Below are 26,745 nucleotides of genomic sequence, written 5' to 3' on the forward strand. Positions count from 1 at the left end.
TGTGGATTATTTAAATAGTTCAAATGCATATTTTGCGGAAGACCAAAAGCTGTCCAAGGCAATGATGCGAGGTTTAAAAAATGAGATCAGTGTAGGCCAGTCATTCTTTTCCATAATATTAGCTTTGATAATGGTTTGGATACAGGCTATTTCTTTATCATATCTGTCATTCGTGTTGGCAATCCAATTCCATTCTTCGCCCAGTTCGGCGTGTAGCAGTGAGCGGTATTCAATAAATTGTGCATATATCAGATCACGAATGCTGGAGTCTGGATGATCCATTTCAATGCTGATACGCGCAAAATCATTCGTGGCTTCCATACGAAAAAACAGATGTTTTACGCCCGTTTTATAGTTGATCCAGCTTTGCTTTTCGGGATCTGCAAAAGGCACACTTCGCATATATTGTCCGTAAGCCGTCCAAAATGCTTCTTTCGTTTTCTTAACCTCTTCCCTTGCGTACACTATTTCTCATTATTGTAGAATGTAAAATTATCAAATCTGAGAGAACTTTTGGAATCGCCAATGTGTTTTTACTCCAAAATGTTACACGAATAGGGATGAATTTCATGACAGTCGTGTACATTTGCTAGTTTAGAATGTGCCAGTGCCAATACGTTACTGATGCCTCATCTCGAAATACTTTTGGAGTGCTCAAGGATTTCCGGTAGCGCTGTAGCGTGGCGTAATCGTTAAGACAACTCTTGCTACAAATCCATAATTTTATAGTAAGTTAACACTTGTTCATTTTAAGTACTCCTTCATATTCCGAATTTACTATTGTGATTCCTACATCCTGGCAGCGTTTTGTGAATTGTAGATCATTTTCCAACAATCCGTTACCAGTATGTATGGCATCAACATCATGTTCAATTGCAATACGCATGATTTCTTCTACATCATCATAAGCCTCGAAACTTGATTGACGGTGCCAATTTGATAAGATTCATCGGCTTTGTAGCCATGCAAAGAGAAACGATCTTCGTATGTATACACAGCTACAGTTTTAATATTCATCCTAGCAGCCGCTCTGATAACCTGAATAGCATTTTCTCCGCGATTTGCTATTAATAGTTTTTTAAACATGTTATTTTTGAAGTATTTACCTCTTTAGTGCATTAATCGGTATAAATCTTAATTTTCTGCAAAAATATAAAACACATCAATTATTTTAATTAATTTAAAAGAATTATTTATCTATTTTTACTTTTAATGATAATTTTAAAAAATGTTCAAGCGGATAAATTTAATTAGCATTTTAATATTAGTAATATTGGAAAATTTCCAATAAACCTGTTTTTAAAAAAAATGCTAAAACACTTTCACTAATAATACGTTTCAAAAGCTAGCGCCAGCAAAGAATTCTTGCCTGCGTTATTTTAGTATAAGATAATCAAGAGATGGATAAGAAACAGTCGCTATTAGCCATAACTGCAATCGCAGCAGGTACGGCAGCATATAATATTCTAAAGCCAGTACGTTCGGATGTTCCCGTAATCGAAGATTTTGATAAATCAAAATTCATGGGTACATGGCATGAAGTTGCAAGACTAGATTTCTTTTGGGAAAAAAATCTTACAGAAGTAACGGCAACGTACTCGATCAATGCTGACGGATCAATTAATGTCTTAAATCGTGGTTACGATTTAATTAAAGATAAATGGAAGGAAAGATCGGGTAAGGTGAAGTTTTTGGGTGAAGAACATATCGGCGCCTTGAAGGTATCGTTTTTTAGACCGCTCTATGCCGGGTACAATATTATGCATATTGATCAAGATTATAAATATGCGCTAGTGTTTGGCGGAAATACGAACTATATGTGGATTCTTTCAAGAGAGAAACAAGTGCCTGAAAATATAAGACAAAAGTACGTACAATATGCTATGCGCTCCGGCTATGCTACTCACAAATTGGTTTGGGCATCTCAGGATGAATAGATTGTTAATAACGCTAGAAATTACTAACACCGATATTTCTGTGTACGAATTACACTAAAATTAGCTAATTTTGTGTTTGATTTTGAAGAATTTCTTACGCAGTATTTCTAATGATCCATTTCTTTCGTAACCAACAGGGTATCGTGTACGCAGTGCAGACCCAAACGGCATTTACCGCTGATTCTATTCGTAAACTCAATTGGCTTTTTGGTAATGCCTCTATCTTGGAAGATAGTGAAATTGCACAAACATACGTCGGTCCTCGTGCTGCTATGCTCACGCCTTGGAGTACCAATGCCGTTGAGATTACCCAAAATATGGGCATCGAAGGCATCATTCGTATCGAGGAATTTAAACCGGTAGAATCTGATTTTTCAGACTTTGATCCGATGATTTCGCAGCGTTACCCCGCTTTAAAGCAAGATTTATATACGATTGATATCGCACCAGAACCTATTTTAGATATTGATGATATCGCCGCATATAATGAATCCGAAGGTTTGGCACTTAATAGCGAAGAAGTGACCTATCTAAACAACTTGGCGGAGAAACTGGATCGAAAATTAACTGATGCAGAAGTATTTGCCTTTTCACAAGCCAACTCCGAGCATTGCCGTCACAAAATTTTCAACGGTACATTTATCATCGATGGTGTAGAAAAACCGACATCCCTGTTCAAACTTATTAAGAAAACGTCGGAAACTAATCCGAATAGCATTGTGTCGGCTTATAAAGATAATGTCGCCTTTGTAGGCGGTCCGCAGTTGGTGCAATTTGCGCCTAAATCGGCTGATAAACCGGATTTTTACGAAGAGAAAACATTTGATTCTGTGCTTTCTGTTAAAGCAGAGACGCACAACTTCCCTACCACCGTAGAACCATTTGCTGGTGCGGCAACAGGCTCTGGCGGAGAGATCCGTGATCGTTTGGCCGGTGGCCAAGGTTCGATTCCTTTGGCCGGAACGGCAATTTATATGACTGCTTATTCTCGTCTGTTGGCAGATCGTCCGTGGGAACAAGCTGTGACCGAGCGAAATTGGCTTTATCAAAGCCCAGTAGATATTCTGATCAAGGCATCGAATGGTGCTTCTGATTTTGGAAATAAATTTGGTCAACCATTAATTACTGGTTCGGTACTCACTTTCGAGCATAAAGAAGATGGTCGCACCTTAGGTTACGACAAAGTAATAATGCAGGCTGGTGGCGTCGGTTATGGGAAGTTAGATCAAGCCAAAAAACATACGCCAAAGACAGGTGATAAGATCGTGATTCTTGGTGGTGAAAACTACCGTATCGGTATGGGTGGAGCTGCTGTCTCCTCCGCAGATACAGGAGCTTTTGGTTCGGGAATCGAATTGAATGCGATTCAACGTTCCAATCCAGAAATGCAGAAACGAGCTGCCAATGCAGTGCGCGCTATGGTAGAATCCGATCACAATCCCATTGTCTCTATCCATGATCATGGTGCAGGCGGTCATTTAAACTGTTTGTCTGAATTGGTAGAAGATACCGGTGGGTTGATCGATTTGGACAAATTACCTGTGGGCGATCCTACCCTTTCTGCCAAAGAGATCATTGGAAATGAATCTCAAGAACGTATGGGATTAGTGATTGGCGAGCAAGATATCACAGGTTTAAAAACCATAGCCGACCGCGAGCGCGCACCAATGTATACAGTTGGTGATGTGACCGGCGATCATCGTTTCACATTTGCTTCGCAAACCACCGGTGCAAAACCGATGGATTATGCATTGGAAGATTTCTTTGGTTCATCGCCAAAAACGATTATGCGCGATCAGACGATCGCACGTCAATATGCTGATTTAGCATATAGTGCTGATCAGATTCCAGTTTACCTCGATCAAGTATTGCAACTGGAAGCGGTTGCAGCCAAAGATTGGTTAACGAATAAAGTAGATCGTTGTGTTGGTGGACGCGTTGCGAAACAGCAATGTGTTGGAGAGTTGCAATTGCCATTAAACAATGTGGGTGTAATGGCGTTGGATTTCAAAGGAAAAGAAGGGATCGCTACCACAGTCGGTCATTCGCCAGTAGCTGCTATCGTAGATCCGGCAGCAGCTAGCCGCACCGCGATTGCCGAAGCCTTGTCAAACATGGTATTTGCGCCAATCAAAGATGGAATAAAGGGTCTTTCACTTTCTGCAAACTGGATGTGGGCTTGTAATAATGAAGGAGAAGATGCCCGATTGTATCAAGCCGTAGAAGCTTGTTCAGAGTTTGCTATTGCGTTAGGAATCAATATTCCGACAGGAAAAGATTCGCTTTCCATGAAGCAGAAATATCCAAATGGCGAAGCGGTAATAGCGCCTGGTACGGTCATTATTTCAGCAGCTGGTAACTGTAGCGACATCACTAAAGTGATCGAGCCGGTGTTGAAAGCAGATGCTGGATCGATTTATTATGTTGCACTATCTCAAGATCAATTCAAATTAGGCGGTTCTTCTTTTGCACAGATTTTAAATAAAGTCGGGCAAGAAGTGCCTGATATCAAGGACGCAGACTTTTTCAAGAGGGCTTTTAATACTATTCAAAACGCTATTGAGGCAGGATTGGTTGCTGCAGGTCATGATATTGGCTCTGGTGGATTGGTGACTACTTTATTGGAGCTTTCCTTTGCTTCAGTAAATGTAGGTGCACGCTATGATTTGACTGCACTGGAAGAGCAAGATAGCGTCAAAACATTATTCAATGAGAATATTGCGGTAGTACTGCAAGCTACAGAAGACGCAGCTTTAGAATCGGCATTTGCAGCAGCAGATATCGCATTGGTCAAAATTGGTACAGCAAAAACTGGTGATACTATCACCTTAGTCAACTACGGCGATGAATTGGATTTTAGCGTAGCGGCGTTGCGAGATACTTGGTTCAAGACCTCTTTCCTATTGGATCAAAAACAATCCAAAAATGGTACGGCAGAAATGCGCTTTGCGAATTACAAAGAGCAACCTCTTCAATTTGTACTACCTACTCATTTTGATGGAAAATTACCAAAAATCGACCCAACTGCACCTAAGCCCAAAGCAGCGATCATTCGCGAAAAGGGATCGAATAGTGAGCGTGAAATGGCACATGCTATGTTCTTAGCTGGATTTGATGTGAAAGATGTACACATGACCGATTTAATTAGTGGTCGTGAAACATTGGAAGATATTCAATTCATTGGTGCTGTTGGCGGATTCTCCAATTCGGATGTATTAGGATCTGCTAAAGGATGGGCCGGTGCGTTCTTATATAACGAAAAAGCGAAGAAAGCATTAGATAACTTCTTTGCCAGACCAGATACGCTATCAGTTGGTATTTGCAATGGTTGTCAGTTATTTATGGAGTTAGAATTAATCAATCCTTCACATGCAGAACATGGTAAGATGCACCACAATACGTCGGGCAAGCACGAATCTAACTTTGTTTCGGTTCGTATTGAGGAAAACAAATCAGTCATGCTTTCTACCTTAGCGGGTAGCACATTGGGCGTATGGATTTCGCATGGTGAAGGTAAATTCCATTTACCACAGGCCGAAAACCAGTACCACATTGTCGGAAAGTATGGTTATGAAGCTTATCCACATAATCCAAACGGATCAGATTACAATACAGCAATGCTATGCGATGCTACTGGTCGTCATTTAGTTACGATGCCACACATCGAACGTTCTATATTTCAATGGAACTGGGCTAATTATCCGGCTGGTCGGCAAGATGAGGTTTCGCCATGGTTAGAAGCATTCGTAAATGCGCGCAAATGGATTGAATCACATCCATCGGCATAAGAAACCTACTCAAAATTATAAACAAAAAAGGCTCTTCGAATCGTCTAACGAAATGAAGAGCCTTTTTTGCTTTTTGCATTTATTTTACAATTTGCTCGGGTGCAATTGCTGTTGTTCTTGATAGCGCTGTATTTCCTTTTGCAATTTACTGAGTGCATAACTCACGATCGCCACATCATCCAACCAGCCTAATACTGGTATAATATCGGGAACGGCATCCAAAGGTGAAATCACATATACGATGGTACCTACGATGATAGACATATTCCAGGTGTTCATCTTATATTTTCCAGTCAGCGTATCTTTTGCCATGCGCACCATCAACTTAAAATCTTCAGTATGTGCTTTAAGATGTGCTGACAAGTTGTCTGCCTTATCCAAATCTTTTCTACTTAGTTGATAAGTTTTAAATACTTTATACAGTGCTAAAGCCTTCACAAAATACCTTGGTTTAATCATTATCGTCCTTTCTTGTTCACTAAATCAACTAGAGAAGACAATAACTATGCCCAAGGAAAAACCAAATTATAGTTGCATGTGTTTGTAGGATACATCAATATGAAAACAGTATGTCAGTTAAAAAGATTGGAATAGTAGTAGGTTCTCTACGCAAAGGTTCTTACAACAAAGCAATAGGTAAATATTTGCAAAATCATGCGCCAGAAGGTGTTTCACTCGAAATGGTAGAGATAGGCCATTTATCCTTATACAATCAAGATTACGATGAAAGTGGTGAGCCAGCAGAATATGCTCCATTCCGAGAGCAGATCAAATCATTTGATGGTATTATTTTTATCACACCAGAATATAATCGCTCGGTACCAGGAGTATTAAAAAATGCCATTGATGTAGCTTCGCGCCCTTACGGGAGTAGCGCTTGGGATGGAAAACCCGCATTAGTCATATCTTCTTCGATTAGTGATCAAAGCGGTTTTGGTGCGCATCATCACCTTAGACAAACATTGGCTTACCTCAACATGCCAACGCTAGCTCAACCGGAGGTTTATATTGCCAACGTACAAAATATTTTTAATGAAGATGGCGCTTTACAAAAAGAAGAAAGCGGTCAATTTTTACAAAAAGTATTGTCCGCGTACTTAGATTTTGCCAACAAACAGGGTTAACTACCCGACGTTCAGTCGCAAACCCAAAATTTTTAGACTACGCCGCTGTCCGTCGAGCACTGCGATATTGGGAAGATGTGCCCACTCCGAAAATTCAAATTTTTCGAATAAGCTAATGCTAGGCGTATTATGCGCAAATATATACGCTAGTAAAACATCTATACCATAACTCGGTGCTCGGTCGAGACAGTGCTGTAGCACCATTTTGCCAAACCCTTGGCCTCGCTGCGATTCGTTTAGATAGATGCTAATCTCCACCGTACCATCGTAGGCTGGTCTTCCATAAAATGATTGGAAACTTACCCAGCCTACCAACGCGCCATCTTCTATTTTTTCGATCATCCACAAAGGGCGTTTATCAGCTGTGTGGTCGTGAAACCAATTCAATTTGCTTTCGACAGATACTGGGCTTACATCTGCAGTGACCAATCGCGATGCAATCGTAGAATTGTAAATATCCACAATAGAAGGCAAATCATCTATTGTACTATCTCTATAACGGAGCGTACTCATTCGGTAAGAAGTTGGGAGGTAAATATGGTATAACGACTACGTATAACATTATCTTTGACCCGCGCTAATGATGAGTTATTAGCCGTTAAGGTCAGAATTTTGTGGTATTTTGTTGTCACCCGTAGTAGTAATTTTCACAAATGTAATGCTATTCAAACATTTGTGAAAACTTATTCAGAAAATATGATCCCTCTCGGCAGCTTATTTGTCCATTTGATTTTGGATGGACATCATACCGTCACGATCAACGGAGGTTACTCCTGCAATATTTTCAAAGTAACTGATCGCATCTTCCATTGGCTTATCATCCGGAATACTAATCGCTACGCCACTCAAAGCATCGTACAAATACACGATTTCAGCGCCAAAAGTTTGTACGGCTTCTAATAATTGTTCGTTTCCTGTATCCTTATCATAATAAATCACGAGATTTCGTGAGGCATCCATGCCTGATGGTGCTTGCACTGTATCATTATTATTCATGCGCTTGCTACCACAAGCTGTGCCTGTAAGAAATACGGTGGTAGCCACCAATAATATAATTGAAAATTTCATCAATATCTGTTTTGAAATTAAAATTTAGCAGGCAAATCTTGCAGTGAAATGTTGCTTCTTGTATTTAATAACAAATGAATTAAAGGTACGGTTTGGGCGTTTTCGATAAAAAATCGACTGACTAATGCTTAACGATTAGCCGTCAACAAGTTAGATTTTTCTAGCGCTTCTATAACTTGATCTAATGCGGACTTAAACCAATACGTAAATGTATCTGGGAAAGTCAGAATCTCCTCCTGTAAACTATCCACCGAGATCCAACGATAACTTTGCACTTCTGTAGGATTAGGTATTGGATTGTTATCCGTATAACCAACAAAAACGTGGTCGAACTCGTGCTCAATCAAATTATTTTCAACGTGGGCATGGTAAATAAAGGAAAACAGCTTGCGGATCGGACAAACCAAACCCATCTCATATTGGAGTCGTTGTAAAGCGCCTTGCTCCAGATCTTCTTGTAGTTGTGGATGTGAGCAGCACGCGTTGGTCCACAATCCACCACCATGGTACTTATCAGCGGCGCGTTGATGAATCAACATTTCGCCGGAATGATTGAAAATAAATACGGAAAATGCACGATGGAGTTCACCGCGTTCGTGCGCCAACAGTTTATCCATCTCTCCTAGCGAATTATCGTTGCGATCTACTATTACTACCTTATTTCTCTCCATACAATACAATTAGGATCTGGCCTCGTTTAGTGCTTCTTTATACGTTTTCAATGCGCGTTCGCGTGCTTCTTTATGATCTACTATTGCACGCTCTATGCGATCTGCATAATTAGGATTCCACCGTTTGATATATTTCAGATCTTTGTCAAATCGCTTAGTTTGCGCATCTGGATTAAATATGCGAAAGTACGGCGCTGCATCGCATCCGCATCCAGCAGCCCATTGCCAGTTGCCATTATTAGATGAAAGCTCGTAATCCAATAATTTTTCTGCAAAATACGCTTCGCCCCATCGCCAATCAATCAATAAATGTTTGCATAGGAAACTAGCCGCCACCATCCGTACGCGATTATGCATAAAACCTGTCTGATTCAGCTGCCGCATTCCGGCATCAACAATAGGATATCCCGTCTTGCCTTGGCACCACTTTTCAAACTCCTTTTCATTGTTGCGCCAGCGAATATTATCGTACGCAGGTTTGAAGCTGGTATCCACCACATGGGGAAAATGATACAATATTTGCATGAAAAACTCACGCCAAATCAGTTCAGATAACCACACGTCGTTGGTCTTAAGTGCTGTCTTCACACATTCTCGCACGGAAATTGTGCCAAACCGAAGTGCTACTCCAAGTCGGGTAGTTCGATCTTCTGCCGGAAAATCGCGATGTTGGTCGTAATCATTGATCTTGCCCGGCGTCAGTGATGGTGTTTCATATTCAAGCGCTGTTTTTTCAAATCCAAGATCTTTCAAGGAAGGCATCTTCTTTTTGGAAGTTGTATAAAACCCTTCCAACTTACTTGGTGCTGCTGTGTAATGCTTTCGTTCGAGCGTAGCGCGCCATTTCCTCGCATATGGCGTATATACGGTATATGGCTTACCATCATTTTTAAGAATTTCGTCTTTCTCAAATATGACCTGATCTTTAAATGAATGAAAAACTATATCCTTTTTACGTAGTAATTGCTCAATTTGATGATCACGTTTTATAGCCGACGGTTCATAATCCTGATTGCAAAAGACCAACTGGACGTCGAATTGCTGTAGTAAGGATTCAAATACGTCTTGTACCTTGCCGAAGTACACGTGCAGTGAGCTGCCTACTGTTTCTAACTTTTCTTGTAGAGATTGTAGTGCCTGATGGATATAATCGACCCGAATATCTTCAGAATTGGAAAGTTTTGACAGAATATCCTGATCGAATATGAATATCGGAACGACAGGAAAGTCCTCAGCTAAAGCTTTGGATAAACCTACATTATCTTCCAAACGTAAATCCCTTCTAAACCAATGAATTACTACTTTATCCTTCATCCGCTCCTTTAGTTGCAGGATTTTGATCTACCCAAAGTAGATCTTCAATATTATAACCTACTTCTAACGCTAATCGTAAATAATCTACTTTAACATCTTCTGGTATACTAGTTTCGCGCGATAAGATCCATAGGTAATCGAAATTCTTTCCAGCCACCAACGCATACTTGTACTCCCTATCAATAGCCAATACATTGTACCCAGAATAAAATGGACCAAAAAAGGAAACTTTTAGTGCCGCTACATCCGGATTACCACGAAACTTGGCTTTACCCTCTGCCGATTTCCATTTTTTTTCTTCCTTATTATATCCCTTATTTAGGACATTGATGCTTCCATCATCATTAGCTGAGTACGTAGCGGTCACGTGCGATAATCCTCTTTCAAATTTATGGTCGAGCCTAGCAATTTCGTACCACGTGCCCAAATAGCTATCCACCTTAAATGCACTGACGGGTTTGGCATTTTTAGGAATAGATCTGCAACCTACCAAAAGTAGCGCTACGATAACTGCGAAGAATACATTACGTTTATTTTTCATGTTGCTGATTTTTATTGAAATACATCTGAAAATATTTGACGGGTACCCATAAAAAACCGAAACATTCGCCCTCTTCTTTACCGGTATGTTTGTGGTGCTGTTTATGTGCACGACGGATCGCCATCAAATAGGGATTGGTGGTGTTTCTTAGAAAAGAAACGCGCTGATGTATAAATATGTCGTGCACGAAGAAATAAGCAAAACCATACAACGTAATACCTAGGCCGATATAAAACAAATAATTGAAACCCTGAGTACTTCCCAAGTAAATTAGTGCGATGGCCGGAATAGCGAAGATAACAAAGAAGTAATCATTCTTCTCCAAATGCCCTGGCGTACTATGATCGTGATGATCGCGGTGCAACCGCCACAGAAAACCGTGCATCACATATTTATGTACCGTCCAAGTTATTGCTTCCATTAGTAGGAATGTGACCAGCAGGATTAAAAAATTCATAGTAGATTGGTATTATGATTAAATTTTTCGTCTAGGACTTGATACCTATAGTCGAATATATTTTCCAGTTTCTTTTTTACAAACAATTTGTGCGCCAATGTACCTAACAAACCAAATGGCAACTCATAACGCACGTGATCAGTAATCATCACTCCATCGTTTTCTGGTGTAAATGTATGCGTATGCTCCCATAATTTGTATGGCCCGCGCTCTTGATAATCAATGAATCGTTGAAAAGGCACTACCTCGGTAATGCGTGTGCGCCATTTTAGTGGAATGCCCAAAATCGGACTTACTGTATAGTCAATGATTTGATCTTTGTAAATGTCGTTATGATGGTGATCGCCCTTGACTACAAATGCCATGTCTTTAGGTGTTATATCGGCCAAGTTATGTGGCGAAGAAAAATAGCGCCATACCCTCTCGATATCACCCTTTACGTGCTGTTCTCGGTATATGCTGTAGATCATCGTAGAGCTTTTTTTGTTGAACTAATCTTAAATTATAGCCATCTTATAAGCTACATAGCTTTGCATCATGAGTGATACTTTTTGCCTGTTCGGAATACGGATTCGTTCACTCATGATTCGCTGCGCAGGCAAACGTTTTATCTTTTTAAACAAGGATAGGTAATATTTGTACGCAAGATAAACACCGAAACGCGACGAAGCAGGCAATTTTTTGATACCAATCAGCGCTTCGCTAAACTCCGTATGAATATCCTTTTCAATCGCTGATTTGATCGCGTTATCGAATACAGCCATATTAACATCAGGGAAATAGGTGCGCCCAAGGATTTGATAATCATCTTTCAAATCACGCAAGAAATTGATCTTTTGAAAGGCGGATCCTAACTTCATGGCATAAGGCTTTAATGCTTCATAAATGGTCTTATCTCCATCCACGAATACTTGCAAACACATTAGGCCGACCACTTCTGCTGAACCCAAAATATACTCTTTGTACTTTTCGGTATTGTATTCGATAGGATTAAGATCCATCTCCATGCTATGCAAAAACTGCTCAATCAATGCACGGTCAATATTGTATCGATGCACCGTTTCTTGAAAAGACTGCAGTATAGGGTTCAAAGAAATTCTCTCATCCAGTGCCTGATAGGTTTGTTCTTTAAAACGAAGAAGCAACTTTTCTTTATCATAGGTGTGAAAGCTGTCTACTATCTCATCCGCCAAGCGTACATAGCCATAAATGGCATATACCGCCGGACGGATACAATTGTCTAAAGCTAGAATTCCGAGCGAAAAGCTGGTGCTATATTTTTCTGTAGTAGCTTTGCTTACTTGGAAGCTTAATTCATCAAACAGCTTTTTCATAGGATTGTATATTAAGTTTATTGACTTCAGTAGCAACGATCTTACCCGAAATGATCGATGGCGGTACACCAGGGCCTGGTACAGTGAGCTGCCCTGTATAAAATAAATTTTTCAATTTTTTGTTTTTGATTGCAGGTTTCCATACCGCTGTCTGCGACAGGGTATTGGCTAGGCCATACGCATTGCCTCCATAAGCATTGTAATCTTGCATAAAATCAGAAACGCAATAACTTTTCTGATAATCGATCTTGTCCAATAATTGTGTGGCTCCTGTATGTTTTTCCAGTCTTGCTATCATATCCAACAAATAGCGTTCTCTGGTAGCTTCGTCATCAGACACTCCCATCGCTAATGGCATTAGTAGAAATACATTCTCATGTCCGTCGGGTGCTACGCCATTATCGGTTTGCGAAGGGCTACAGGCATAAAATAGCGGTTTATCTGGCCACGCTTTATCGACATATATTGAATCGATATGCGCATCCAGATCATGCTCAAAAAATAAGGTATGATGTTTCAGATTTGGAATACGTTGCCTAAAGCCCAAATAATAGATCAAGCAAGATGGCGCGAAAGTGCGCCCTGCCCAGTATTTTTCATCGTAATTACGTAGAGATGGCGGTAAGAGCGTTTCTGTATGATGATAATCGGAAGAAGCGATAACTGCATCAAAAGCATGTTCGACTCCATTGATCACCAATGTGCTTACGGCGTCGCTACCGCAGTTGATGGCCTGTACTGGCTGATTAAAATGGAACACAGCACCTTGCTCCTCCGCTACGGATTTCATCGCTTTTACAAGCTCATAAAAACCACCTTTAGGATACCACGTACCCAGCGCATAACCACCATAATTCATCAAGCTGTACATCGCAGGAATCTTTCGTGGAGAAGCGCCTAAGAAAATCACCGGAAATTCCATTAAGGAAATTAACTTCGGATCTTTGAAATATTTCTTAACATAATTTCTGAAGCCCGAAAGAAGATCTAGCTTCAAAGCACTGCTGGCTATTTTGGGCGACATAAATTCGAACCAGCTATAGCAAGGTTTATGAACAAAGTCTCGCATACCGACCTCATATTTATATTTGGCGGCAGACATAAATTCGTCGAGACGTAATCCAGCACCCGGTTCGATATGCTCAAATAAGGTTTTCATCTCCGAATAATCGTGCGGCACGGATACATTTTCCTGCGAAAAAACCATTTCAAATTGAGGATCGAGTGAGATCAGCTCAAAATAATCTGTAGCTTGCTTTCCGAAGTCTTGAAAAAAATTGTCGATAATATCTGGCATCCAATACCAGCTCGGCCCCATGTCAAAAGTATAACCATTCTCAGTGGTGAACTGTCGTGCTCGACCACCCGGAGTGGCATTTTTCTCAAAAACATGTACTGCGTGCCCTTCTGCAGCTGCGTACGCTGCGGCAGACAGTCCGGATATACCAGATCCTATAATGGCGATCTTTTTTTTCATCTTTTTATCGTGGTAGCTTGTAGTTGTTGATACGCTTGATCCAATAGTAATTCTGCAGGTGTGTTACCCAAATAGATAGGGTGATGAAATGCTTCAAGTTTTTGTAGTAAGCGAATTAATTCCAATTTTTCTTCGGGTAATAGATCAGCAGAAACTATTTCCGTGGCTGTCCTGATTTTTGTCATTTGTTTCTCCAAAAGCTGTAAGCCCAGATCGGTTATCGAGATCGTTTTACTGCGCCGATCTGTCGTAGAATCTTGTTGCACGACCCAGCCATTTCTAATCAATCGCGTTATAATCTGCATACCGCCAGGTTTGTCATGAATGTTTTTCTTGATCAAAGCCATTTTGGTCATTGCACCAAAAGCCTTTAGATTGATGAGATAAATATACTCTTCTTGTGTCGAAAGTTTAGTATTAAACATCACTGATCGAGAGTAATTTTTGGCATATCTGCCCAAATGCACTAGTAAGGTACTGATAGCGCTCTCCGGAGAACGACCTTTTTCTATGCCAGTCCACCGTGCAGCTTTACTGACTGGAGGTTTCTCTTGATCTACAATCCACTTTCGGAAACCCGCAACGTCTGTCGTGTAGTTGCTATTGGATTCGGATACATACTCAAATTCCGATACCAAATGAATGATATCTTGTAATAGACTGTACTTCATATTTGGTGCATTCATCGATGTCACATATACGGTGCAAAATGGTTTATTATTAAATCATAATTATGATTTAAACAATTTACAAACCATGTTATACGCAAGTTTGTTTGTAGAATTAGTGCAATAATAAACTTTTATTCTCAATTTAACTAGTGTTTTTGATCTTTCAAGATCCTATGAATTTTATTTTGACGCTATCTGTTATAATCTAGAAACAAATGCCGCAACTTGTCTGTTGGTACTGACGCGGACGGGATTTGTCCGCATTAGTTTCATACGACGATGGAAAGCATTGAGCAAGCGACAAAGATTGGCTATAAATATATAGATTGCACCTGTAAGGGTTACAAACGAGTGAAGGTTGGTAAATCCTATCGCTACAAAAATTTGCGTGGCGCATATATTACGAACGAACGTACCTTAAAGCGAATCAACGCCTTAGTAATTCCTCCAGCCTGGAAGCGCGTATGGATTTGTCCAGATCCGAAAGGCCATATCCAATGTTTTGGTTATGACCTTCGAGATCGTAAGCAGTACATTTATCACAAAGAATGGACTCAAGAACAGAATGATAGCAAATTTCAAAAAGTACTAGCGCTTGGACCTTACTTGCCTACGCTACAGCGTCGTATTAATAAGGACCTGAAATTACCGGAGTGGACAAAAGACAAGGTTTCTGCCTTAGCATTGGCATTGATAAAACGCACGCTAATGCGCGTAGGCAATGCACGATATACCAAAGCCAATAAGTCTTATGGCCTTACGACATTGAAAAAATCGCATGTTACGCTATCAAAAGAGGAAATAACTATTAGTTATGTAGGCAAGAAAGGCGTATCGCAGTTACATGTAGTAAAAGACAAAAAGTTGTACAACTTTTTGTCATCATTAGCGGAGATACCTGGTAAGAACCTTTTTCAGTACCGAGATTCGGGAGCATCAAAAGGAGTTAAAAAACTGCGTGGACGCGATGTAAACGCCTACCTTAAAGGGCAAAACACAGAGCATAAGCTATCTGTTAAAAGTTTTCGTATTTGGGGCGCAACTATATTGGCTGTCAAATTAATGGCGGCCATCCAATCCGAATACGACTTGAAGAATAGTCAAAAATTGCTCAATGCGATCATTGATGAGATTGCAAAAGAGTTGGGTAATACAAGAGCTGTAGCCAAGAAGTACTACGTTCATCCCTTGATACAGGAATTATTTCTCGAGGGCACGTTTTATAGGAAAGCCAAGTTAAAGTTGGGTGCACGGCGACTCACTATTCCGCAAGCTGAAGCTATATGTCAGCGATTGTTGCGTTAGGTTCGTTAAGTGCGCCCAGATGTGGCACATCTTTAAGATCATATGGCGTCTCCTGATAGACGAAATAATTAAGCCAGTTGTTAAAGAGTAAATTGGCATGCCCGCTCCAGCGTACTAGTGGTGCTTTGCTTGCATCATCGTTTCTGTAATAATTGACGGGAAGCTGTATATTGCTACCTCGCTCTACATCTCGCAAATATTCTTCATGGAGCGTCCACGGAGAATATTCAGAATGTCCGGTAAGATAAAACTCCCTGCCACCTCGTGAGCATACTACGGCTACGCCCGCTTCATCGGATTCGGCCAATATCGCAATTTCATCATTTGCTAGAAGCGCATCTTTTGTGATCGTTGTGTGGCGACTATGCGGGATATAAAATTCATCATCGAATCCTCTAAACAGAGGGCTACGATGTTGCGTGGTACTATGTCTAAAGACACCAAATAACTTTTGATCTAAAGGTACTTTTTCTACGCCATAAAAGTGATGTAATGCTGCCTGGGCAGCCCAACATATATACAAGGTAGATGTGACATGAGTTTTGGCCCAGTCAAAAATATCTTTCATTTCATTCCAATAACTCACTTCCTCAAAGGGCAACATTTCTACAGGAGCACCGGTAATGATCATGCCATCGTAAAAATTATCCGTCACTTGACTGAAGCCTTTATAGAATAACTCAAGATGTTCTTCCGATGTATTTTTGGGAGTATGTGTATCTAAGCGCAAAAATTCGACCTCCACTTGCAGTGGATTATTGGATAGCAAACGTACAAAATCTGTTTCTGTGCTGATCTTTAAAGGCATCAAGTTCAAGATCAATACGCGCAACGGTCTAATATCCTGTGTGCTAGCACGTAGATCACTCATCACAAAGATGTTTTCCTCTTTGAGGAGCTCAATAGCTGGTAGATTATTTGGTATCTTTACTGGCATATCCCTCTTTTTTCCCTAGATGTATTGGTAAACAAAAATAACAAGAAAACGGTAGAATAAAAAAGGTTATATGGGGTTTAAGACTGCGTTTTATTGTTTGTAGCGAAGAATATCCTGAATTAACGCATCGACTATTTTTTCTGGCGTAGCCCAAGAGGTGATTAAGCGCACTACGGCTTGGTTCTGATCTACCTGTTGCCAAATATAAAACTGGTATTTTTCCAATAATTGATCAATGAGCGGCATCGGGAATATGGGGAAAAGTTGGTTAGACTGCGGTCTTGTTAGAAAGGAATATCCTTCTGCTTCGATGGCTTGCGCGATCTTGCTTGCCATCAAATTGGCATGTTGCGCTAATTTCATATACAAATCGCCTTCAAACAAACATAAAAACTGTATCCCTAACAAACGGCCTTTGGCCAATAAGGCGCCCTTTTGCTTCATTATATATTCGAATTCGCTGCCTATTGCCTGATGATTAAATATGATGGCTTCGCCGATAAGTCCACCATTTTTCGTGGCGCCGAGGTAAAAGACGTCTGTAAATCGGCTAACATCTTCAAGAAGCAAATCGCTACCAGGCGCCATTAACGCATGACCCAAGCGAGCGCCGTCCAAAAAGAGCAATAAATCGTTTGCCTTGCATTGCGCATACAAATCTCTCAACTCGTTTTTAGAATATACCGTACCCATTTCCGTGGTATTAGAGATATAGACTAAGCGCGGCTTCACGACGTGAGGTTTCAGACTGTAGGATTGCAGTGTGCTTTCCATGTCAGCGGTAGTTAGTTTACCATCTGTAGTAGGCACGCTGATTACTTTGTGACCAATCGCTTCAATAGCACCTGCTTCATTCGTAAAGATATGACCTGAACTAGCACTAATAACTGCTTCATGCGGACGCAATAAGGACGCGATGACGAGTAAGTTTGCTTGCGTGCCTCCAGATACGAAATGAATGCTAGCCCATTTGTTGCCCAGCTTTTCTTTAATTATTTGCTTCGCTTGCAATCCATATTTGTCTTCCCCATAGCCGGGCTGTTGCACGAGATTAGTTTGTGTCAAGCGTTCTAGTATGGATGGATGCGCACCTTCTGCGTAGTCATTCTTAAAATTATACATATCGTAGCAAGCCGTATTTAGCGGCGGTCAAAAGTGCAAAAAAAATTGGTATTACTGTCGATCAAAATTAGCAATGATCTGATCGGCAAAGGCACTTGTCTTTAACAACGTCGCATTTTCCATTTGGTTATAGAAGTCGATTGTCACTGTCTTTGCTTTAATAGTTTTTGCCAAAGCTTCTGTGATGGTCTCGGCAACCTCGTTCCAACCGAGGTATTCGAATAACATGACCCCACTCAGAATAACAGATGAGGGATTCATCGTATCGGTGTTAGCAAATCTTGGAGCTGTACCGTGTGTAGCTTCGAAAATAGCATGCCCAGTTTGATAATTAATATTGGCTCCCGGCGCGATTCCTATACCACCTACAATAGCTGCCAACGCATCAGATACATAATCGCCATTGAGATTAAGTGTAGCTACTACCGAATAATCGCGGGGTGACAGTAAGATCTGCTGCAAAAAATTATCGGCGATGACATCCTTTATAATCAATTTACCGGCTTCTTCTGCAAGGCGTTGTTCCTTGTTTGCCTCTTCTTGGCCACTTTCTGCTTTGGTTCTCTCCCATTGCCCCCATGTGTATACTTGGTCGGCAAATTCTTGCTCAGCTAATTCATACGCCCAGTTTTTAAACGCGCCTTCTGTATATTTCATGATATTGCCTTTATGCACAATCGTAACAGATGCGCGCTTTTGTTCTAGAGCGTAGGTGATTGCTGAACGAACGAGGCGTTTTGTACCTTCTTCCGACACCACTTTTATACCCAATCCCGTATTGGCTCTAAAATCATAATCCAATTTGAGTTCATTTGTTAGAAAATGCTGTAGTTGGATACTTTCATCAGAGTCGGCAGCATATTCTACGCCAACATAAATATCTTCGGTATTCTCGCGAAAGATAACCATATCAATATATTCAGGATGTAATACCGGCGTAGGTGTACCTGGGTACCACTTTGTTGGCCGCAGACATACATACAGATCAAGCGCTTTCCGCAGAGCGACATTGAGCGAGCGAATGCCGCCACCGACCGGCGTCGTTAGCGGCCCTTTGATTCCGACAAGGTAATCGCGAAAGGCTTGGATCGTTGCATCAGGCAACCAACTTCCAGTTTCATTAAACGCTTTCTCACCCGCCAGCACTTCTTTCCATGCTATAGCTCGTTGCTTTCCATACACGTGTGCTACCGCTTGGTCAAAAACACGGACCGCGGCATGCCATATATCTGGGCCTATACCGTCGCCAATAATAAATGGAATAATCGGGTGATGCGGAACTTGCAATGATCCTTCTGCGTTTAAAGAAATTTTCTCGGCCATAATGCTTGATTTTTGAGATTGTTATAGCTATCATGCAACCAAAACAATACCAAAATGCATCAGATCAATATCTTATTTAAACTGGATAGTTTTGATGGGCGAAATGCGGCTGATCAGCATAGATGGAATAATCAGTACAATCAATACAATAGCGACCAAAGCAACGTTGAGCGATAGTACTTCGTACCAAGTAATTTGTACCGGCACGAAGGATACGTAATAAATGCTTGGATCAAGTTTGAAGAACTGCGTACTACGCTGAAAAAAGTATAGCATAATAGCCAGTACATTGCCGATAAGCAGACCATAACCAATTAGATATAAGGAATTGTACAAAAATACCTTGCGTAATTGAGTATTGCGCATTCCGAGCGCTTTGAGTACACCGATCATACTTGATCTTTCTAAAATATTGATTAGCAGCGCCGAGATCAGATTGATGAGCGCAACAATAACCATGAGCACAAATATCACACTGTCGTTCATGTCCAATAGTTCTAACCAATTGAACACATCAGGCATTCTTTCGACTACATTCATAGTCGCCATTTGTATCGGCAGATGGTCTTCTACGATGCTCGTGGTCGCTTCCAATTGTGTAAAATCGCGAATACGTAATTCATAACCACCGACATCATTTGGCTGCATATCGTTGATCCGGCGAATAAGGTCAAGCGATCCAATGATATACATTTTGTCTAACTCTTCGGAATGCGTGGTATAAATTCCTTTCACCTCGAGCTTGCGTTTGCGAACCGGATGTTGCACAAAATACATGATAAAGCTATCGCCAATTTGTAACTGCAGGCGATTGGCTGTCTGCGCTGATATTAATATCTGATTATTAGCATTCTCTGCTGTAAAATCGATAGTGTCACCCTCCACAATCATACGAGACAAAAAATCCTGACGATAATCTGCATCAATGCCTTTCATCAATACACCTTCCACCTCCTGATTAACATGGATGATGCCCGCTTTTGTAGCAAAAGGATAAACATCCTCTACATTGGGTAACTGTCGTAATGAATCTAACTTAGAACGTGACAACGCAATCGGCGTATTTTCATAAGACGTAGAAACATCATTTTTCACGATCATAATGTCACCAAAAAAGCCACGTTGCTTATCCGTAATCTCCTGTTTGAATCCCTTCAAGATAGCGACCGCCATAATAATAGCGAGTATAGCCAAGCTCAGCGCACCGATGGTGACCCGAATAATCATCTTCGAGAATGTTCTGTGGCCGAAAACAGTAATCCTTTTGGCTAAAAAATAGGAGAAATTCAAGCTGAAATTTTATTTTGTAACTTCGCAAAGTTAATAAAAAATGTCATCCCTGACTTGACGGGAAACAAACTACAAAGATTTACAGATACGATGCGAATAATATTTATGGGAACCCCAGATTTTGCGGTCGCTTCTCTCGATGCACTAGTACAGGCTGGCGAAGAGGTGGTAGCAGTCGTTACCATGCCTGATAAGCCTGCTGGTCGTGGTCAGAAAATGCATGAATCTGCCGTGAAGCAATATGCTGTGGCACATCAAATCCCTGTTATGCAACCGGAAAAATTGCGTGCGCCAGATTTCCTAGAATCATTACGATCATACAAGGCCGACCTACAGATTGTAGTAGCATTTCGAATGCTGCCTGAGGTCGTGTGGAATATGCCAGTACATGGTACGGTGAATGTACATGCTTCGCTCCTGCCCAACTATCGCGGTGCTGCTCCCATCAATCACGCGGTGATGAATGGTGAACAGGTTTCCGGCGTGACAACCTTTTTGTTGCAACATGATATTGATACGGGCCATATTTTATTACAAAAAGAAGTGAATATCGCCGCAACGGATACCGCTGGTGATTTGCACGACGCATTAATGCATGCCGGCGCTCGCTTACTCGTAGAAACGATAGACGGCTTACGTGCCGGTACGCTCGAGCCGACGCCACAAGAAGATATACCCGGCACAGAATGGAAACACGCGCCAAAAATATTTAAAGAAGATTGTGCGATTAATTGGAACAGACCTTGCGAAGAGGTATATAATCAGATCCGAGGGCTGAGTCCGTACCCGACAGCATTTACTACATTGCAAGACAAAGTGCTCAAGATTTATGAAACATTGCCAGTGCACGAAAAACCGACTATCGAGCCTGGAAAATATGATACGGACGAAAAAACGTACTTGCGTTTTGCCTGTATGGATGGGTATATTGACTTGAAAGTAGTGCAGATCGAGGGCAAGAAACGGATGACCATAGCAGATTTTCTGCGTGGATATCGATTTTCTTAACACTACATAACAAAGGAAAATATCTGTAACTTACCACATCGTACGATAGCTATAACAAAAGTCTTATAGATGGAAGAACACAAACCACTACCCACATTAAATGCCGAACAGGCTCGCGTATTGGGCGTCTTGCTCGAAAAGGCGAAAACCACTCCGGAATATTATCCGCTGACGTTGAATGCCTTACAGACGGCATGTAATCAAAAGACCTCGCGTCGCCCAGTCGTACAATATGATGAAAACACGGTTATAGTAGCTTTGGATAGTTTGCGAAAGTTCGGTTTGGTATCTACTGTGGTCGGCGGCGGCAGTCGCGTGGTGAAGTACAAGCATAATTTAGCGATACAGTATCCACTATTACCGCAGGAGTTAGCGATTATATGTTTATTATTGCTTCGCGGACCATTGACCGCCGGAGAAATCAATACTAATGCCGGTCGATTGTATGATTTTGAGTCGCTCGATGAGGTGGCGCAGTTACTAAACAAGTTAGAAAGTAGTTCACCAGCATTTGTAAAAATTGCAGCAAAACGTAGTGGTCAAAAAGAGATTAGGTACATCCAGCTACTATCAGATTTTGATGAATCTGATTATGAAACCGAGCACACCACTGCCCGATCCACGCCGAATGAGCAAATCGAAGTGCTCAACGATCGAGTAGCAAAACTGGAACAACAACTTGAGCAATTGCAGTCAGATTTTGATAAACTAATGAGTGAATTAACCTAATTAGACCTTTAAGCAACACAATTATGAAGCGATCTTTATCCCTGCTTACCGCATTATTTTGTATGATAGGTTTAGTGAGTTACGGACAGCACATCGAGCCGCTAGTTCAAAAACCTAATTGCAGTTTTCGGGGGATGGACACTTACGGTGAGCGTTCCATTTGGGTGAGTGGTACGAATGGTACAGTGGGCAAATCAGTAGATAAAGGAAAATCTTGGAAATGGGTTGGGCCAAAAGGTTATGAGGAGTTTGATTTTCGAGACATCGCGGTATTCAATAATTACGAGGCAGTAATTGTAAGCGCAGGTACTCCTGCTGTTATACTGCGAACGGTCGATGGCGGGGCATCGTGGAGTCAGGTATATCATAATGATGATCCCGAGATCTTTTTAAATGGTATGGATTTTCACGGTGATCGTGGTTTTGCCATTGGCGATCCGATTGACGGTTTTTTCCAATTACTGCAAACAACCGATCGGGGTGCCACTTGGCGCGATGTTTCGGGAAGTCTGTTGCTATTCGCTGAGCCTGGTGAAGTAGGTTTTGCTGCGAGCGGATCGGGCATACAACTTCGTGGAGAAAATCTCTGGATTGGTAGCGGAGGTTCATTTGCGGCTGTATTTCGCCGAAATGAAAAAAAAATGTTGATGTATAAGATGCTGACTCCTATTATCAGTGGTGCCACTAGTCAAGGTATATTCTCGCTTAGTTTTTGGGATGACAAGCGAGGCGTCGTCGTTGGCGGTGATTACATGAATGATCAGTATAATGAGCACAACGTCTATCTTACGAACGATGGTGGAGATACTTGGACAAAGCCTGTTAAGCCTGTCGGCGGGTTTCGATCAGCCGTGATGCACATAAACAAACAGAAATTGGTGGCTACAGGTACGTCAGGTACCGATGTATCGACTGATGCTGGACAACATTGGAATACCATCTCAGCAGATAGTTATAATGTTGTCGGCAAATCCAAATCTGGTAAAAGAATCTATCTGGCCGGAAGTAATGGACAAATTAGCGTACTTCAGTGGAAGTAGGCAATTAGAACAAAGAGCAATTAGCATGAAATACTATATTATAGCGGGCGAAGCATCTGGCGATCTGCATGGAGCGAACCTGATAAAAGCATTAAAAAAGGAAGATCAAGCTGCAGAATTCACGATTGTTGGTGGATCTCTAATGGAAGCAGAATGCGGACAGAAAGCATTGATTCATACTAATCAAATGGCCTTTATGGGTTTTGTTGAGGTTATTATGAATCTGTCGTCTATCGCACGGAATCTTAAGGCTGTAAAAGAAGATCTGCTACGTGTGCGTCCAGATACAGTAATCCTCATCGACTTCCCCGGATTCAACCTAAAAATCGCTGACTTTGCCAAAAAGAATGGCATTATAACCAGTTATTATATTTCACCAAAGATATGGGCTTGGAATCAAAAGCGTGTGTATAAGATCAAGCAGGTCGTAGATCATATGTTTTGTATCTTGCCATTTGAAGTTGATTTCTATCAGCAGTATCATTATGCAGTAGATTACGTCGGAAACCCATTGCTCGATGCAATTTCAGACCACCAAATCAACACCAACTTCGTAGCCGACAATGCACTTTCGCCACAGCAAGATATCATCGCCTTACTGCCTGGAAGCCGCAAAATGGAGATCGAACGCATTTTGCCTGAGATGGCCGAACTCTATCACAAGTTTCCCTCGCATCAAGTAATCATTGCTGGAGCACCCAATTTTGACGAATCTTATTACCGAAACATCATTGGCGATTTACCCATAAAAATCGTATTCGATCAGACATACGACTTGCTAAAACATGCCGTGGCCGCAGTCGTGACAAGTGGTACCGCTACATTAGAAACTGCTATCTTACGCGTTCCGCAAGTAGTCGTATACAAAGCCAATCCGATTAGCATAGCCATTGCACGGAAGTTGATTAAAGTGCGATTTATTTCTTTAGTAAATCTCATTAATGATTACCTATCGGTGCACGAGCTGATTCAGGGCGATTGCACAGCCAGCAATATTGCCGACGAAATAGGTGAATTGATCACCAATCCGGCACATCGTGCCAGCGTATTGGAAAATTACGACGTGCTTCGTGAAAAATTAGGTGAACCCGGCGCATCTGGCAAGACAGCGAGCAAGATTGTGGCTTACCTTCGCGAATCACAATAGCCAAGGCATAATCCTGACTGCGTAACGCTCTTCAAACACGCTATAAATTGATATTAAACCAATGAGCATAGTATTTGGTCTAAAATACAAAGACGCATGCTTATGAAACATTTACTAAGCTTACCATTGATGTGCTTCGTATCAGTATTACTAGCACTGTCCCACAGCACTGCATCCGTAGCGCAAGATCAAAGTAACGAATATCGTATAGAAGAACATATTGGAAAACTTGTCCTATCCAAAAAGAAGAACAAGATATTTCGTAATAAGGGACGCGACTCTACTATTACCATTCATATCGATACGTTGATCATGAAAGATCGTGCTTCCTTACAATTCCACGGATTGAAAGATGTACAATTGCAGATCGGATATGCAGAAATAGGCAAAGACGTTGTTTTTTCGGGTATCGGTAGCCAAAACAATGCTTCCAACTTCGATATTGCCATTAACCTTCGAAAATTTCAATCTATGTATGTCATCGCTCGCGGTATAGATGCGATGAATGGCACACGTACAAATCCAAATGGTGATGGCGGCGACGTCACTTTCCGGTACGATCCCAATGGATTAGTACCACAACAAGAAGATCGAAAAGCAAAACAACATCTAAAAATTGATGCAAGTGCAGGAGGACGTCGTGTAAATCCACCAACGGACGTAGCTTTGGTCATGAGCCGCATCGGAATGAGTCAAGGAGGTCGAATTGCGGGAATACCACAAGGGCAAGTGTATTCAGGATCTCCGGGGCGCGAAGGTAAAGTAACTGTAGAAGCGCTACAATAACAGTTGAAAGCCGCATGGTTGTGTCTTCGCAAAGTTTGTCGTATTTTTACGTATGAAAGTTTTAGCGTTTGGAGCCTCAAACAGCTCTAGGTCCATCAATCAGAAATTCGCCACTAGCGTGTCCAAATATTATAAGGAAGACGACGTGAAAATAGTGCATATTCATGATTTTGAAATGCCAATCTACTCTGCGGATCGAGAAAGGGAAAATGGCATTCCGCCCCAAGCGATTCAATTTGCCGAACACATAGATGCTGCAGATTTAATAATCATTTCATTTGCAGAGCACAATGGTAATTATTCAGCCGGATACAAAAACCTCATTGATTGGGTAAGCCGAATCAAAGGCAGAAAACCATATCAAAATGCGCACCTTTTCTTACTATCAACTAGCAATGGTGCGCGCGGTGGTCAAAGTGTGATGAACATAGCGCTCGCTCGGATGCCATATGATGGTGGTACGGTACTAGAAAGTTTATCCCTACCAGAATTTTCTGCAAATTTTGAAGATGAAAAAGGTGTGACCAATGCCCTATTTCGTAGTCAGTTAGAGGCGAAAGTTAGAAAGACAAAACGGGAGATGAAGAAAATATTGGATTCTAAACAAACATCATGAAGTCACGTAAAATTATTTGGTTCGTTGGAGCCCTATCGCTGTTATTGATTTATTTTGTGTGGGATAGCTACAGCCAGCCCAATATAAAAGACGTTCCAGGAGATTTTGAAGAAGTTGCTTTTGTGCGTAATGAACAAAATAAAGGTGGAATTGTACGCATTTATGCCGTTACTGTGGGCGATCCCACTCAGGCGCAATACGAGCAGTGTGCCGACTTATTCCCCACCAACGATTATGGCAGTGTAACTAAAATATACTTTTTCGACAAAAATGGCTCTTACCCAACGGAGTTGACTTTAGAAGAACCCCATTTTGAGACAGGAAAATACAGCGTACTTCGTATTATAAAGCGCTACGGCTCCAATTAAATCCATCATTTTCAACCCGCAGTGCAAGATAATTTTACATTTATTGACATTCATACGCACCATTTTGCGGATGATGCCAGCACCGCCGTGTATCGTATCAATAATGTCGCTGTGGATAAAGATACGCTGCCTGATAATCCTTGCTCTGTTGGGATACACCCTTGGTATCTACATGAAGATGGCAAATTTCAACTACAGATACTCTATGATAATCTCTTGACGAATCCAAGCATTTTGGCTGTTGGTGAGTGCGGATTGGATAAAATAACAGATACTCCATGGGAAACTCAAAAGATCGTATTTAGTAGGCAACTACAGCTATCCAACGAATTTTCGAAGCCGGTAATAATCCACTGCGTTCGTGCTTACCAAGAAATAATTAGGCTTGTGAAAGATGCAAAAATGATACAGTCGCCCATTATCCACGGCTTTAACAAGCATCCAAGATTGGCGGAACAGCTTATAAAACAAGGTTTTTACTTATCTCTTGGCGCTAATATCTTAAATGGCCGACAAGATGAATTAATCCGCAGTATCCCATTGCACCGCCTCTTCTTTGAGACGGACGATTCGACCTCCCCGATCTCAGAAATTTATATGTATTTTTGCCGCGTTCGAAAGATGAGCTTATCTGCATTAAAGATGCAAATAAGCGCCAATTTTGACAAGGTATTTAATTTGTAGTTGCAATA

Annotated in this window: 30 protein-coding genes; 12 read left to right on the forward strand and 18 right to left on the reverse strand. The window is 41.2% G+C overall.

Going from position 1 to position 26,745, the window contains the following annotated elements:
* Positions 1-6: 6 nt before the first annotated feature.
* The 3 genes from A0125_RS02790 to A0125_RS02795 all read right to left on the reverse strand — a co-directional run bounded on the left by A0125_RS02790 (position 7) and on the right by A0125_RS02795 (position 1,086).
* Entirely contained in the window at positions 7-465 is a 459-nt protein-coding gene (locus tag A0125_RS02790; protein WP_066751790.1) for a DUF4268 domain-containing protein, read from the reverse strand.
* Positions 466-733: 268 nt separating this feature from the next.
* A complete protein-coding gene (locus tag A0125_RS16560; protein ID WP_082784860.1) occupies positions 734-886 on the reverse strand; it encodes a hypothetical protein in 153 nt (50 codons plus the stop codon).
* 8 nt (positions 887-894) lie between these two features.
* A complete protein-coding gene (locus A0125_RS02795; RefSeq protein WP_066751793.1) occupies positions 895-1,086 on the reverse strand; it encodes a biotin carboxylase N-terminal domain-containing protein in 192 nt (63 codons plus the stop codon).
* 314 nt (positions 1,087-1,400) lie between these two features.
* Between A0125_RS02795 and A0125_RS02800 the strand changes: the two genes are divergently transcribed.
* Together A0125_RS02800 and purL are read left to right on the forward strand one after the other, a co-directional pair.
* Positions 1,401-1,937 carry a lipocalin family protein gene (locus A0125_RS02800; RefSeq protein WP_066751796.1) on the forward strand — a complete coding sequence of 179 codons (537 nt, stop codon included), beginning with the start codon at positions 1,401-1,403 and terminating at the stop codon, positions 1,935-1,937.
* A 110-nt stretch (positions 1,938-2,047) separates the two neighbouring features.
* Positions 2,048-5,725 carry a phosphoribosylformylglycinamidine synthase gene (gene purL, locus A0125_RS02805; protein ID WP_066751800.1) on the forward strand — a complete coding sequence of 1,226 codons (3,678 nt, stop codon included), beginning with the start codon at positions 2,048-2,050 and terminating at the stop codon, positions 5,723-5,725.
* Between the two features lie 84 nt (positions 5,726-5,809).
* Here the strand turns inward: purL and A0125_RS02810 are convergent, their stop codons facing one another.
* The gene (locus tag A0125_RS02810) at positions 5,810-6,184 is read right to left on the reverse strand and encodes a YkvA family protein (protein ID WP_066751803.1); all 375 of its coding nucleotides are present in this window, start codon (positions 6,182-6,184) and stop codon (positions 5,810-5,812) included.
* 110 nt (positions 6,185-6,294) lie between these two features.
* On the opposite strand from A0125_RS02810, the gene A0125_RS02815 reads away from it, so the two are divergent.
* Positions 6,295-6,849, forward strand: coding sequence for an NADPH-dependent FMN reductase (locus tag A0125_RS02815; protein ID WP_066751806.1), 555 nt, complete (start codon positions 6,295-6,297; stop codon positions 6,847-6,849).
* Here the strand turns inward: A0125_RS02815 and A0125_RS02820 are convergent, their stop codons facing one another.
* From A0125_RS02820 to A0125_RS02865, 10 genes are all read right to left on the reverse strand, one after another.
* Positions 6,850-7,362 (reverse strand): GNAT family N-acetyltransferase, encoded by a 513-nt coding sequence (locus A0125_RS02820; RefSeq protein ID WP_066751809.1) that lies wholly within the window; start codon positions 7,360-7,362, stop codon positions 6,850-6,852.
* 201 nt (positions 7,363-7,563) lie between these two features.
* Complete coding sequence (locus A0125_RS02825; protein WP_066751812.1) at positions 7,564-7,917, reverse strand: hypothetical protein; 354 nt, start codon at positions 7,915-7,917, stop codon at positions 7,564-7,566.
* Between the two features lie 128 nt (positions 7,918-8,045).
* Positions 8,046-8,588, reverse strand: a complete 543-nt coding sequence (gene idi / locus A0125_RS02830; protein ID WP_066751815.1) for an isopentenyl-diphosphate Delta-isomerase — start codon at positions 8,586-8,588, stop codon at positions 8,046-8,048.
* Between the two features lie 9 nt (positions 8,589-8,597).
* The gene (locus A0125_RS02835) at positions 8,598-9,902 is read right to left on the reverse strand and encodes a cryptochrome/photolyase family protein (RefSeq protein ID WP_066751817.1); all 1,305 of its coding nucleotides are present in this window, start codon (positions 9,900-9,902) and stop codon (positions 8,598-8,600) included.
* Positions 9,892-10,443 carry a lipocalin family protein gene (locus A0125_RS02840; protein WP_066751819.1) on the reverse strand — a complete coding sequence of 184 codons (552 nt, stop codon included), beginning with the start codon at positions 10,441-10,443 and terminating at the stop codon, positions 9,892-9,894. The genes A0125_RS02835 and A0125_RS02840 overlap by 11 nt, the downstream gene beginning before the upstream one ends.
* On the reverse strand, positions 10,433-10,900 hold the full coding sequence (locus tag A0125_RS02845) for a sterol desaturase family protein (RefSeq protein ID WP_066751821.1): 468 nt from the start codon (positions 10,898-10,900) through the stop codon (positions 10,433-10,435). The genes A0125_RS02840 and A0125_RS02845 overlap by 11 nt, the downstream gene beginning before the upstream one ends.
* Positions 10,897-11,370 (reverse strand): SRPBCC family protein, encoded by a 474-nt coding sequence (locus tag A0125_RS02850; RefSeq protein WP_066751824.1) that lies wholly within the window; start codon positions 11,368-11,370, stop codon positions 10,897-10,899. The genes A0125_RS02845 and A0125_RS02850 overlap by 4 nt, the downstream gene beginning before the upstream one ends.
* Before the next feature lie 27 nt (positions 11,371-11,397).
* Complete coding sequence (locus A0125_RS02855; protein ID WP_066751826.1) at positions 11,398-12,234, reverse strand: phytoene/squalene synthase family protein; 837 nt, start codon at positions 12,232-12,234, stop codon at positions 11,398-11,400.
* A complete protein-coding gene (locus A0125_RS02860; protein ID WP_066751828.1) occupies positions 12,218-13,711 on the reverse strand; it encodes a phytoene desaturase family protein in 1,494 nt (497 codons plus the stop codon). The genes A0125_RS02855 and A0125_RS02860 overlap by 17 nt, the downstream gene beginning before the upstream one ends.
* The gene (locus A0125_RS02865; RefSeq protein ID WP_066752707.1) at positions 13,708-14,382 is read right to left on the reverse strand and encodes a MarR family winged helix-turn-helix transcriptional regulator; all 675 of its coding nucleotides are present in this window, start codon (positions 14,380-14,382) and stop codon (positions 13,708-13,710) included. The genes A0125_RS02860 and A0125_RS02865 overlap by 4 nt, the downstream gene beginning before the upstream one ends.
* A 279-nt stretch (positions 14,383-14,661) precedes the next feature.
* On the opposite strand from A0125_RS02865, the gene A0125_RS02870 reads away from it, so the two are divergent.
* On the forward strand, positions 14,662-15,687 hold the full coding sequence (locus tag A0125_RS02870) for a DNA topoisomerase IB (protein WP_066751830.1): 1,026 nt from the start codon (positions 14,662-14,664) through the stop codon (positions 15,685-15,687).
* Here A0125_RS02870 and metA read toward each other — a convergent pair.
* The 4 genes from metA to A0125_RS02890 form a co-directional block, all read right to left on the reverse strand.
* Entirely contained in the window at positions 15,662-16,624 is a 963-nt protein-coding gene (gene metA, locus A0125_RS02875) for a homoserine O-acetyltransferase MetA (RefSeq protein ID WP_066751832.1), read from the reverse strand. The two genes, A0125_RS02870 and metA, sit on opposite strands and share 26 nt — an antisense overlap.
* A gap of 90 nt (positions 16,625-16,714) precedes the next feature.
* The gene (locus A0125_RS02880) at positions 16,715-17,746 is read right to left on the reverse strand and encodes a threonine aldolase family protein (RefSeq protein WP_066751835.1); all 1,032 of its coding nucleotides are present in this window, start codon (positions 17,744-17,746) and stop codon (positions 16,715-16,717) included.
* Between the two features lie 51 nt (positions 17,747-17,797).
* Complete coding sequence (gene icd / locus A0125_RS02885; RefSeq protein WP_066751837.1) at positions 17,798-19,069, reverse strand: NADP-dependent isocitrate dehydrogenase; 1,272 nt, start codon at positions 19,067-19,069, stop codon at positions 17,798-17,800.
* A gap of 72 nt (positions 19,070-19,141) precedes the next feature.
* Positions 19,142-20,359, reverse strand: coding sequence for an ABC transporter permease (locus A0125_RS02890; RefSeq protein ID WP_066751839.1), 1,218 nt, complete (start codon positions 20,357-20,359; stop codon positions 19,142-19,144).
* A 90-nt stretch (positions 20,360-20,449) separates the two neighbouring features.
* On the opposite strand from A0125_RS02890, the gene fmt reads away from it, so the two are divergent.
* From fmt to A0125_RS02930, 8 genes are all read left to right on the forward strand, one after another.
* Positions 20,450-21,367 (forward strand): methionyl-tRNA formyltransferase, encoded by a 918-nt coding sequence (gene fmt / locus A0125_RS02895; protein ID WP_066751841.1) that lies wholly within the window; start codon positions 20,450-20,452, stop codon positions 21,365-21,367.
* A 69-nt stretch (positions 21,368-21,436) separates the two neighbouring features.
* A complete protein-coding gene (locus A0125_RS02900) occupies positions 21,437-22,096 on the forward strand; it encodes a YceH family protein (protein WP_066751843.1) in 660 nt (219 codons plus the stop codon).
* Positions 22,097-22,119: 23 nt separating this feature from the next.
* A complete protein-coding gene (locus tag A0125_RS02905; RefSeq protein WP_066751846.1) occupies positions 22,120-23,136 on the forward strand; it encodes a WD40/YVTN/BNR-like repeat-containing protein in 1,017 nt (338 codons plus the stop codon).
* A gap of 25 nt (positions 23,137-23,161) precedes the next feature.
* Complete coding sequence (gene lpxB, locus A0125_RS02910) at positions 23,162-24,283, forward strand: lipid-A-disaccharide synthase (RefSeq protein WP_066751849.1); 1,122 nt, start codon at positions 23,162-23,164, stop codon at positions 24,281-24,283.
* A 102-nt stretch (positions 24,284-24,385) separates the two neighbouring features.
* Positions 24,386-25,069 (forward strand): hypothetical protein, encoded by a 684-nt coding sequence (locus A0125_RS02915; protein WP_156472388.1) that lies wholly within the window; start codon positions 24,386-24,388, stop codon positions 25,067-25,069.
* A gap of 52 nt (positions 25,070-25,121) precedes the next feature.
* The gene (locus A0125_RS02920) at positions 25,122-25,685 is read left to right on the forward strand and encodes an NADPH-dependent FMN reductase (RefSeq protein WP_066751851.1); all 564 of its coding nucleotides are present in this window, start codon (positions 25,122-25,124) and stop codon (positions 25,683-25,685) included.
* Positions 25,682-26,053 carry a hypothetical protein gene (locus A0125_RS02925; RefSeq protein ID WP_066751854.1) on the forward strand — a complete coding sequence of 124 codons (372 nt, stop codon included), beginning with the start codon at positions 25,682-25,684 and terminating at the stop codon, positions 26,051-26,053. The genes A0125_RS02920 and A0125_RS02925 overlap by 4 nt, the downstream gene beginning before the upstream one ends.
* 21 nt (positions 26,054-26,074) lie before the next feature.
* Positions 26,075-26,737, forward strand: a complete 663-nt coding sequence (locus A0125_RS02930; RefSeq protein ID WP_066751857.1) for a TatD family hydrolase — start codon at positions 26,075-26,077, stop codon at positions 26,735-26,737.
* Positions 26,738-26,745 lie beyond the last annotated feature (8 nt).

This window comes from Sphingobacterium populi (assembly GCF_001586775.1).
In the GTDB taxonomy this organism is placed as follows: Bacteria; Bacteroidota; Bacteroidia; order Sphingobacteriales; family Sphingobacteriaceae; genus Sphingobacterium; species Sphingobacterium populi.